The sequence below is a fragment of the Planococcus sp. ANT_H30 genome (assembly GCF_008369335.1).
Lineage (GTDB): Bacteria > Bacillota > Bacilli > Bacillales_A > Planococcaceae > Planococcus > Planococcus kocurii.
The window spans coordinates 54,818-66,153 of the sequence record NZ_VOBJ01000013.1 but is presented as its reverse complement, the minus strand read 5'-3'; the positions used below and the strand labels follow the sequence as shown (position 1 = coordinate 66,153).

The window sequence follows — 11,336 nt, the reverse complement described above, 5'->3', positions numbered from 1 at the left end:
TCCAGTGATGATGGCAAAGAGGCCACACCCGTTCCCATCCCGAACACGGCAGTTAAGCTCTTTTGCGCTGATGGTAGTTGGGGGTTTCCCCCTGTGAGAGTAAGACGTCGCTGGGCACATGAAAAAAAGTCGTTACCGATTCCGGTAACGGCTTTTTTGTATGGAAAAAATTAGAGCGCGATAAAAAATGGTAGTTGATAAGTTAAGTATGTTTATTGAAGAAAATGAAGAATGATGCCTTCATCTTTATTGGGTCTACTGATAGTACTTCAATAAGAAATGTAGCTGATATTTCGAAATAGAACAGTGAGTAAAGAGTCTTGAAGCTGAATTGCTTCAAGGGTTTTTTAAAAATTGATTCCGTTAGTCAGTCATCGTAGAAATGATTAATCCATCTGCCTGCAATCCATCTTTACAAAGGAGTTTATTGGAATGTTCATTCAAGGCGCGCTGGGAAGGCGGGCCAATATCCGCAAAATAAATCGATATGTCGTACCGGTCGCACTATGGTTCCAATTGGAAAATTCCTTGCCACAATCAAACTTGATGGAATTAAACAAATTTCTTGGAACTCTTTGAAACCATTTATTCAACGCGGATTTAATACCTCACGGCTTACGTCCTGCAGGTACCAAGGCGATGATCACTTTCGTCAGTCTTTCAACCTGTGTGATTACTGCACTTTTGTGGGGAGCGCCTGCAATGGTGTTGCCTCGGATATGCTCGAACTTTTTTTGGAACGAAGGATAATTGGCTTTTCTTTCAGAAATATGCCGTTGGAACGCCTATTGCATCGGCGTTCCTGGTAGCCGTTGAGCTTTCGTTTCCCTTGTATTGGGTGCGGCAACATCAAGAAACCGCCTTTTGAACATGCGCTAGAGCGTGCGAATGGAATCATCTCTGCGTGGCCTAGAGTGACGTCTAGTGTTCAGTCCTGAGCTACCAAGTTTTTGATATAGATTTTTTATTACTTCGGTAAAACAACTAAAAGGCGCCCACAGAGTTTCTTGTTTTTGGGACTAGGTTTAATAATCGCGGGTTGAGTGGCTCGGTTTCAGGAAATTGATGACATTGTAATTGGCTGCAGGAAGCGATTCAGACGTTTGGCAATTTGCGCCACAGGTATATGCTAAAGGGGGGAGGCTTCTATCATCACCGGTTCATCCGTGATCGCTCCTCTATTTTTCTTTGGTCGGAAAATACATAGTGAATTTACTACGAATGGCTTTTTTAGTTGTCGAACTTAAGTTTACAATCGGTGTGAGTAATACTTTCGATACTTACTATTTGATATCTCTAAAAAGCTTGGTGTATAATTAAGTCAAATATAGTCAAAGTCAATTTCATCATATTATGTATTAAAGAGGTGAAGACGGTGCGAAACATTTCGGATGTAATTGAAGGTTATTTAAGACAAGTTATCGAATTAAGCGAGAGAGATCATATTGAAATTAAACGCAGTGAAGTTGCTGAAAAATTTCAATGTGTTCCTTCTCAAATAAATTATGTCATTAATACTCGATTCACTGTTGATCGTGGGTATTTAGTAGAAAGTAAGCGTGGCGGCGGTGGATATATTCGTATTAAGAGAATTAGACTTCATCAAAAATCAGACGTAATTGCAGAAGTAATACAGAGGTTGGAACATGGAGCTACTCAAGTAATGGCAGAAGACATTGTTTTTAGGCTACTGGATGAAGAGATTGTTTCTAAACGAGAGGCAAAACTAATTCTAAGCGCAGTAGATCGTTCAACTCTTCTGTTGGCTCTTCCGATACGTGATGAAGTCCGTGCACGGATTCTTATAGCGATGCTTTTTACAATTAAATATGAATCGAACACTTAAAGAGGTGAAAAGATGATTTGTACCCAGTGCGGAGAACGTTCTGCATCAGTAATAGTGAAAAAACAGCAGCTAGGACAGGTGATGGAGCTTCAGTTATGCCATATCTGTGCTGCTGAAAATCATAGTATCAATATTGCTTTTGAACAGGATCCATTAGCTATTCACCAACTATTATCGAATTGGTTCCCTAATTCGCAAGCGACTATTAGCAGGCCCAAAAAAGAAGTGGCTATTTGTCCTTCTTGTGGCTTTACTTTTTCACATTTTCTAAAGCTTGGAAAATTTGGATGTGCTTCCTGTTATGATACATTTTCGTCACAACTCAATGAAATATTCAAGCGATTTCATAATGGCAATACAGAACATACGGGAAAAATACCCGCTTCTTACGGATCAACGTTAAAAATTAAAAAAGAGATTGAAAAACTTCGAAAGCAAATGCAGGTATCAATTCAAGAAGAAGAATTTGAAGAAGCTGCAAGATTAAGAGACGAGGTAAAACGATTAAACGTAACGCTTGAGGGAGGTTCACCAGATGGCAGTTGAACGGTTTCTCCAACCTCGGGCAAGCAGCTGGATGGCCAATGATGGTAGCAATGTAGATATTGCAATGAGTACAAGAATTAGATTAGCTAGAAATTTGAATGATTTTAAGTTCCCTTATGCCTTTACAGAAGACGAAGCACTTAAAGTGGATAAAGAAATTTCCTCTGTATTATTAGATAAAGGTAGTGAGTTAGATTATACTTTTAGCCATATCAATATTGACGAACTTGCCCAATTACAAAAAGAAGTGCTTGTAGAAAAACATTTAATTAGTCCTTACCTTATGAATAGCTATCACCCGGGCTCTGTTTTATTGTCTGAAAACGAAGAGTTGAGTATTATGGTAAATGAAGAAGATCATTTGCGGATTCAAAGCTTGCAATCTGGATTTCAGCTTCAAAAAGCTTATCAAATAGCAAGTGAACTAGATACGTTACTAGAAAAGAATTTGTCTTATGCCTTTCATGAGAAGTATGGGTATCTGACTAGCTGTCCGACCAATGTTGGCACTGGAATGAGAGCTTCGGTTATGCTTCATTTACCGGCTTTGACTATGTCTCATCAGATTCAACGGATTATTCCCGCGATCTCAAGGCTTGGTATGGTAGTACGTGGCATTTATGGAGAAGGTAGCGAGGCGTTAGGAAATGTTTATCAAATATCCAATCAATTAACGCTTGGTAAATCAGAATATGAAATTCTTCAAGATTTGGAGAATATGACAGAACAGATTATCCAGCAAGAACGTAAAGCACGTGAAGCCATATTGTTAAACTCACCTTTAATGTTAGAGGACCGGGTGTATCGTTCGCTTGGTGTTCTTACCCATTCGAGACTGCTGACGACGGAAGAAGCTGCGACTTGTCTGTCAGATGTTCGATTGGGTATTGATTTAAAGATGATTCAAAATATGAATATGTCGATTTTGAATGAATTAATGATTTTTATGCAGCCAGCATTTCTGCAGCAATATGCAGACAAGCCACTGCAACCGAAAGAACGTGACTTTGCCCGGGCGAAGTTGTTCCGGGAGCGATTGAATAAAATAGATATGAATAGTGAAGGAGAGGATCTTGCATGATGTTTAATCGATTTACACAACGCGCACAAAAAGTTCTTCAATTAGCTCAAGAAGAGGCCATTCGCATGAAACATGAATCAATCGGTACAGAGCATATTCTTCTCGGTTTGATTCGTGAAGGTGGCGGTATTGCCGCAAAAGCTCTAGAAGCGATTGAAGTGAACACACAGTTGATCGAAGAAGGTGTTAAAGAATTAGTGGGTGTTGGCGAAAAAGACGTTGGTCCAATCGTTCATTACACGCCAAGAGCAAAAAAAGTGATTGAGTTGTCAGTTGATGAGTCCCGTAAATTGGGCCATTCTTATATAGGTACAGAGCATTTACTGTTAGCGCTTATTCGTGAAGGAGAAGGCGTTGCGGCTCGTGTGTTAGGAAATGCAGGTGTTAGCTTGAATAAGGCGCGCCAGCAAGTGTTGCAGCTTCTAGGGAGCAATGAGCAGGCATCAACAGGTACGAGTCCGAATGCTTCGGCAAACACACCAACTTTAGACGGCTTAGCTCGTGATTTAACGCAAGTCGCTCGTGAAGGTGGATTAGATCCTGTAATCGGCAGAAGTGATGAGATTACACGTGTCATTGAAGTGTTGAGCCGTAGAACAAAAAACAACCCGGTGTTAATTGGTGAGCCTGGTGTTGGTAAAACAGCGATTGCTGAAGGATTGGCTCAGCAAATCGTTAACAACGAAATTCCAGAAACGTTGCGCGACAAGCGCGTTATGGTTTTGGATATGGGGACAGTAGTTGCTGGAACAAAATACCGTGGTGAATTTGAAGATCGATTGAAAAAAGTGATGGATGAAATTCGTCAGGCAGGGAATGTGATTCTGTTTATCGATGAGCTTCATACATTAATCGGTGCTGGCGGTGCAGAAGGTGCAATTGATGCATCTAATATTTTAAAACCGTCACTATCACGCGGGGAACTTCAGTGTATTGGTGCGACAACGTTAGATGAGTACCGCAAATACATTGAAAAAGATGCAGCTCTTGAGCGTCGTTTCCAGCCAATTCAAGTAGATGAGCCTTCAGTAGAAGAATCAATTCAAATTATCCGTGGCTTGCGTGATCGTTATGAAGCGCATCACCGTGTGAAAATTACCGATGAAGCAATTGAAGCAGCAGCTAAAATGTCGGATCGCTACATTTCGGATCGTTTCTTGCCGGATAAAGCGATTGACTTGATTGATGAGGCTGGATCGAAAGTAAGACTTCGTTCGTATACGACTCCACCAGATTTAAAAGAGTTGGAATCTCGATTAGAAGCAGCACGTTCTGAGAAAAATGAAGCAGTTCAAAGCCAAGAGTTTGAAAAAGCGGCTTCGCTACGTGATGCAGAACAGAAATTGCAAAACCAATTAGACAAAACGAAAAAAGAATGGAAAGAAAAACAAGGCAAAGAAGAGTCTGAAGTGACAGTAGAAGATATTGCGAAAGTCGTGTCTATGTGGACCGGTATTCCGGTATCGAAACTAGCACAAACAGAATCGGATAAATTATTGAACTTGGAGTCTATTCTTCATAACCGTGTGATTGGACAAAATGAAGCCGTGACGTCTATTTCAAAAGCTATCCGACGTGCCCGTGCAGGATTGAAAGATCCAAAACGTCCAATTGGATCGTTCATTTTCCTTGGACCAACCGGTGTTGGTAAAACGGAATTAGCACGTGCCCTAGCTGAGTCTATGTTTGGCGATGAAGAAGCGATGATTCGTATCGACATGTCTGAATACATGGAAAGACATTCGACTTCTCGTCTAGTCGGTTCGCCTCCAGGTTATGTGGGTTATGAAGAAGGCGGACAGTTGACGGAGAAAGTTCGCAGAAAGCCTTATTCAGTCGTCCTGCTTGATGAAATTGAAAAAGCTCATCCAGATGTCTTCAACATTCTATTGCAAGTTCTTGAAGATGGTCGATTGACGGATTCAAAAGGTCGCAGAGTCGATTTCCGTAATACGGTCATTATTATGACTTCAAACGTCGGGGCAGAAGAGCTAAAATACAATAAATACGTTGGCTTTAATTTGGATGATGCAAAAACGGATTATAAGGACATGAAAGGGAAAATGCTTGCTGAATTGAAAAAAGCATTCCGCCCAGAGTTCTTAAACCGTGTAGATGACATGATCGTCTTCCATTCTCTTGAAAAAGAAAACTTGAGAGAGATTGTGACGTTGATGACAAAACAATTGGTCGATCGCTTGAAAGAGCAGGATATCGATTTGGAGTTAACAGAAGCAGCGCTTGAAAAAGTGGCGAAAGAAGGATATGACCCAGAGTATGGAGCTCGTCCACTGCGTCGTTCACTTCAAAAACACGTAGAAGATCGTTTGTCAGAAGAGCTATTAAAAGGCACGGCTCTGTCAGGTCAAAAAATGATTTTTGATGTAGAAGGTGATGAATTTGTCGTTCGTACAAGTGAGTCTGAAAAAGAAAAAGAAGTAGCAATAGAAAAACAATAAGAACATTCCGCTCTCCGGAGTCACTTTCCGGCGAGCGGTTTTTCTATTTAAGGAGGTACACATGGCTAAGAAAAAGACGAAATTTATTTGTCAGTCGTGTGGCTATGAATCGGCTAGATGGATGGGGAAATGTCCGGGCTGTGCAGCGTGGAATACGATGACTGAAGAAGTAGAAGTGGCTGCTCCTAAAGGGACGCGTGGTGCTTTTCAGCATAGTGCGGCGGTTCCTCAAAAAGCGATACCGATCAATGCCATTGAAACGCAAGATGAACCACGAGTAGAAACAGAGCTCAGCGAATTAAACCGTGTGCTGGGTGGTGGGATTGTACCTGGATCACTGGTACTTATTGGAGGAGACCCCGGTATCGGGAAATCAACGTTGCTGTTGCAGGTTTCTGCGATGCTTGCAAATAGTGGGAACCGGGTATTATATATTTCCGGAGAAGAATCGATTAGACAAACTAAATTGCGTGCAGAGCGTTTAGATGCATCATCTTCTGAGTTATTTATCTACGCTGAAACAAATCTTGAATTGATTCATCACACGATTGAAGATGTAGCACCTGATTTTGTTATTATCGATTCAATTCAGACTGTTCACCACCCAGAAGTCACCTCTGCACCGGGGAGTGTGACGCAAGTAAGAGAAAGTACGGCAGAATTAATGCGAATCGCTAAAACAAAAAATATTGCCATTTTTCTAGTGGGACACGTAACCAAAGAAGGGCAAATTGCAGGACCTCGGATTTTGGAACATATGGTAGATACGGTGTTGTATTTTGAAGGCGAACGCCACCACACTTACCGCATTTTACGCAGTGTGAAAAACCGTTTTGGTTCAACAAATGAAATCGCGATTTTTGAAATGCTTCAAAGTGGATTAAAAGAAGTGTTGAATCCATCAGAACTATTTTTACAAGAGCGGTCGAGTGGTTCGGCAGGCTCAACAGTCGTCGCTTCAATGGAAGGAACACGGCCGATTTTAGTTGAAATTCAAGCATTGGTGACTCCTTCAAGTTTTAATTATCCGAAACGGATGGCGACGGGAATTGACGTCAATCGAGTGACCTTATTGATGGCGGTTCTAGAAAAGCGCGTTGGTATGCTTTTGCAAGCGCAAGACGCGTACATTAAAGTTGCAGGTGGCGTAAAGCTTGACGAACCAGCGATTGATTTGGCTGTATTGGCAAGTATTGTTTCAAGTTTCCGAGACAAAGCGCCAAACGTTTATGATTGTATTATTGGAGAGGTCGGATTGACTGGTGAAGTTAGACGCGTATCGCGTATTGAGCAGCGCGTTCAAGAAGCAGCAAAACTAGGCTTTAAGCGTGCGATTATTCCAGCATCTAATTTAGGTGGTTGGGATTATCCAGAAGGAATTCGCGTAGTCGGTGTAGAAAGTGTTAACGATGCATTAAAAGAAATTTTTCCACAGTAAGGAGGCGATTTTGCCTCCTTTTATTTCTAAACAGGTGTCATTGGAGCGTTCTCGTTTTAAAATGTGTATAATTAAAAAAAGGAGGTGGAGCTTATGCTAAGACCTATTATTCAAATTATGTTTTTACTTATTGGTGCGACAATCGGAATTTTATTATTGCCATCTGCATTTGAACTTATTCCCCTTCTCGACAATCCGTGGATCAGCAACCCTTACGTAGCGGCAATTGTGGGGGCTCTTGTTTTTTTCTTACTGTCTTTATTATTTGTCGATTCGCTAATCAATTTTATGAAATGGATGGAAGAGAAATTGCTACGTACTCCAACACCGGATCTGTTGTTCGGGACGATAGGAATGGTCATTGGTCTTGTAGTAGCTTTCCTAGTTGGCTTTGCACTGAGTACGGTTGATATTCTTCTAGTTGCGACAGTGGCACCTTTAGTGCTTTCTGTAGTACTTGGCTATTTAGGTTTCCAGGTAGGATTTAAAAAACGTGAAGAAATGTTGTCTATGTTGACGCCGGCTAGATTTGCACCAGCGAAAAAGCCAGAGCCAGAAGAGCCTGTTGAAAAAGTTTCTTATAAATTGCTTGATACGAGTGTCATCATCGATGGTCGGATTGCCGATATCTCAGCAACCGGTTTTATGGAAGGTACGTTTGTTGTGCCGCAATTTGTGTTGTCTGAGTTGCAACATATTGCCGATTCTTCCGATACCTTAAAACGTACGCGAGGCAGACGTGGGTTGGATATTTTAAAACGGCTTCAAAGCGAACGTGTCGATGCGATTATGATCACAGAAGAAAGTTTTGACGAAGTGAGCGAAGTCGATTTAAAATTGATGCGCGCTGCGAAGAAAATGGGCGGCAAAGTCGTGACCAACGATTTTAACCTCAATAAAGTGTGTGAACTTCATAATGTTCCTGTTTTGAATATTAATGATTTAGCTAATGCTGTAAAACCTGTCGTGATTCCAGGAGAAGATATGCACGTCGTGGTTATTAAAGACGGCAAAGAGCAAAATCAAGGTGTCGCTTATTTAGACGATGGGACAATGATTGTCATTGAAGGCGGCAAAGGATTTATTGGTCAGGCGATCAATGTGACAGTAACGAGTGTATTGCAGACTTCTGCAGGACGAATGATTTTCGCCAAACCGCGTGAAGGCAAATAACGTGCAACATAAGGATAAGGATGTTTTTCGATGAATTATACAGTGGTCTTACCTGCTGCTGGCAGTGGGAAACGAATGAAAGCTGATAAAAATAAATTACTACTCGAACTTTTTGGCAAGCCCATTTTTCTTTATACGTTAGACGTTTTTCAGCAAGATCCCAATTGTGATGCTATTTGGCTGGCGGTCAAAGAGCAGGAGCAGGAATTGATAGAGGACTATGTAAAACGCTACAATCTGACAAAAGTACAAGGTTACGCTACAGGGGGAGTAGAACGGCAAGATAGCGTTAGAGCCTGTCTTGAAGTGATTCCACCTTGTGGCGTTGTTTTGGTTCACGATGCAGCACGACCTTTTATCGATCAAAAAGTAATTGCGCAATTAGCAGAAACGGCCCAACAATCAGGAGCGGCTATTGCTGCTGTACCGGTAAAAGATACGATCAAGAAAGCCGAAAACGGTGTAATCACAGAAACAGTTGACCGCAATCAATTATGGATGATTCAAACACCACAGGCATTCCGCTACTCGTTGATCTTAGAAGCAGCACGCATAGCCCACAAAGATGGATTTATGGGAACTGATGAGGCGATGCTTGTTGAGCGTTTAAACCAACCCGTAGCGATTGTTGAAAGTACATACGAAAATATTAAAATGACGACGCCAGATGATTTGATTTATGGAAAAGCTATTCTGGAAAGTCGCTTACAGGAGGAACAAAAATGATTCGAATTGGACAAGGGTATGATGTGCATCAATTAGTTGAAGGACGCCCATTTATTTTGGGGGGTATTGAAATTGAACATCACAAAGGATTGCTTGGTCATTCAGATGCGGATGTTTTATTGCATACCATCACAGATGCAGCACTTGGCGCGATAGGTGGAGGCGACATTGGCAAGCATTTCCCAGACACAGATCCAGAATTTAAAGATGCTGATTCCCGCAAACTGTTAACGCATATTTGGGAATATGTGAAAGAACAAGGCTATGAGCTCGGCAATATTGATTGCACAGTTATTGCGCAAAAGCCGAAATTGGCCCCTTACATTGAGCAAATGCGTGAATCGATTGCGACCTTATTAGAAGCTGATGTTTCGCAGGTAAACGTCAAAGCCACGACTTCAGAGCATCTTGGATTTACTGGACGTGAAGAAGGAATTGCTTCATTAGCAGTGATTTTGTTAACAAAACGTCCGGTTTCACTTGATGTCCCGGAGTGATAGAATAGCAGAAGGATAAGACATTTTAGGAGGAAATTAAATGACACAAGAAGTACGCGTACGTTATGCACCGAGTCCTACAGGTCACCTGCATATTGGAGGCGCCCGTACAGCTCTATTTAACTATTTATTTGCACGCCACAATAATGGTAAATTCATTATCCGTATTGAAGATACAGATACGGCTCGTAACATTGAAACCGGGATCATGTCGCAGTTGGATAATTTAAAATGGTTAGGTATTGAACACGATGAATCAATTGATATTGGCGGAGAATATGGTCCTTACCGTCAAATGGAACGGTTGGATACGTATCAAGAGCATTCTGAGAAAATGCTTGAAAAAGGATTGGCTTATAAATGTTTCTGTACGCCTGAAGAGTTGGAAACAGAACGCGATGCACAAAAAGCATCTGGTATTGCAGCACCACAATACAGTGGCACTTGTCGCAATTTAACAGCCGAAGAAGTTGCTGAAAAAGAAACAGCAGGAAAAACATTCACTCTTCGTGCAAAAGTTCCGGCTAATACTACGTATGAGTTTAATGACTTAGTGCGTGGGCAAATTTCATTTGAGTCAAAAGATGTTGGCGACTGGGTCATGGTTAAAACGAACGGTATTCCTACGTATAACTTTGCAGTTGTTATCGATGATTATTTGATGAAAATCTCACATGTCTTCCGAGGCGAAGAGCATTTGTCGAACACACCAAGACAAATGATGATTTACGATGCATTTGGCTGGGACTACCCGAGTTATGGTCATATGACGTTAATCATCAACGAAGACCGCAAGAAATTATCGAAGCGTGACGAGTCGATCTTGCAGTTTATTTCGCAGTACAAAGATTTAGGGTACATTCCAGAAGCCTTATTTAATTTCTTTGGGCTACTTGGTTGGTCTCCAGAAGGTGAAGAAGAGATTTTCTCGAAAGAAGAATTTATTCGGATCTTTGATGTGGAGCGCTTATCTAAATCACCATCAATGTTTGATAAACAGAAATTAATGTGGATGAACAACCAATACATCAAGCAATTGCCGCTTGAAGAAGTCGTGAAATTGTCTCTACCGCATTTGCAAAAAGCAGGCAAACTGCCAGAAGAAATGACGGATGAGCAAACAGAATGGGCTAATAAGCTAGTTGCTTTGTACCACGATCAAATGAGCTATGGTGCAGAAATCACTGAGCTGTCTGAACAGTTTTTCACTGACGAATTGACGTATGGCGAAGCGGAAAAAGAAATTTTGGCTGCTGAGCAAGTGCCAGAAGTGATGACGGCTTTTAAAGAACAGCTAGCTGCACTTGAAAATTTTGAGCCAGCTGAAATCAAAGCAGCAATCAAAGCCGTTCAAAAAGCAACAGGGCATAAGGGCAAAAACCTATTCATGCCGATTCGTGTAGTGATCACCGGACAAATGCACGGACCTGAATTGCCAGACTCTATTTCTTTATTAGGTAAAGACAAAGCCATCGCCCGTGTTTCACAATATGCAGGTGCCTAACATTGACTTATTAGGCTGACGGTGTAAAATAGATTTACCATCTATAAAACGTTGACGAGAAGAAGT

General features: G+C 41.4%; 10 protein-coding genes, 1 rRNA gene and 1 other annotated feature (1 of these 12 cut by a window edge). All 11 genes read left to right on the top strand.

Features of this window, described 5'->3' with window-relative positions:
• Nucleotides 1–116: ribosomal RNA gene (rrf, locus tag FQ085_RS17500) — 5S ribosomal RNA — on the top strand.
• Between the two features lie 316 nt (nucleotides 117–432).
• Complete coding sequence (locus FQ085_RS18185; protein WP_156423935.1) at nucleotides 433–579, top strand: hypothetical protein; 147 nt, start codon at nucleotides 433–435, stop codon at nucleotides 577–579.
• A 796-nt stretch (nucleotides 580–1,375) separates the two neighbouring features.
• Complete coding sequence (locus FQ085_RS17495) at nucleotides 1,376–1,846, top strand: CtsR family transcriptional regulator (RefSeq protein WP_058386761.1); 471 nt, start codon at nucleotides 1,376–1,378, stop codon at nucleotides 1,844–1,846.
• Nucleotides 1,847–1,858: 12 nt separating this feature from the next.
• Entirely contained in the window at nucleotides 1,859–2,392 is a 534-nt protein-coding gene (locus tag FQ085_RS17490; protein ID WP_058386760.1) for a UvrB/UvrC motif-containing protein, read from the top strand.
• Nucleotides 2,382–3,473, top strand: a complete 1,092-nt coding sequence (gene mcsB / locus FQ085_RS17485; protein ID WP_058386759.1) for a protein-arginine kinase McsB — start codon at nucleotides 2,382–2,384, stop codon at nucleotides 3,471–3,473. Before FQ085_RS17490 ends, mcsB begins: the two co-directional genes overlap by 11 nt.
• Entirely contained in the window at nucleotides 3,470–5,932 is a 2,463-nt protein-coding gene (locus FQ085_RS17480; RefSeq protein WP_071153294.1) for an ATP-dependent Clp protease ATP-binding subunit, read from the top strand. Before mcsB ends, FQ085_RS17480 begins: the two co-directional genes overlap by 4 nt.
• 61 nt (nucleotides 5,933–5,993) lie before the next feature.
• Entirely contained in the window at nucleotides 5,994–7,370 is a 1,377-nt protein-coding gene (radA, locus tag FQ085_RS17475) for a DNA repair protein RadA (protein WP_058386757.1), read from the top strand.
• A 93-nt stretch (nucleotides 7,371–7,463) separates the two neighbouring features.
• Nucleotides 7,464–8,543 carry a PIN/TRAM domain-containing protein gene (locus FQ085_RS17470; RefSeq protein ID WP_058386756.1) on the top strand — a complete coding sequence of 360 codons (1,080 nt, stop codon included), beginning with the start codon at nucleotides 7,464–7,466 and terminating at the stop codon, nucleotides 8,541–8,543.
• Nucleotides 8,544–8,573: 30 nt separating this feature from the next.
• Nucleotides 8,574–9,269, top strand: coding sequence for a 2-C-methyl-D-erythritol 4-phosphate cytidylyltransferase (gene ispD / locus FQ085_RS17465; RefSeq protein WP_058386755.1), 696 nt, complete (start codon nucleotides 8,574–8,576; stop codon nucleotides 9,267–9,269).
• Nucleotides 9,266–9,766, top strand: coding sequence for a 2-C-methyl-D-erythritol 2,4-cyclodiphosphate synthase (gene ispF, locus FQ085_RS17460; protein ID WP_058386754.1), 501 nt, complete (start codon nucleotides 9,266–9,268; stop codon nucleotides 9,764–9,766). The genes ispD and ispF overlap by 4 nt, the downstream gene beginning before the upstream one ends.
• 40 nt (nucleotides 9,767–9,806) lie before the next feature.
• Nucleotides 9,807–11,270 (top strand): glutamate--tRNA ligase, encoded by a 1,464-nt coding sequence (gltX, locus tag FQ085_RS17455; RefSeq protein WP_058386753.1) that lies wholly within the window; start codon nucleotides 9,807–9,809, stop codon nucleotides 11,268–11,270.
• A gap of 42 nt (nucleotides 11,271–11,312) precedes the next feature.
• Nucleotides 11,313–11,336: a binding site (T-box leader), on the top strand (it continues 194 nt past the right edge of the window).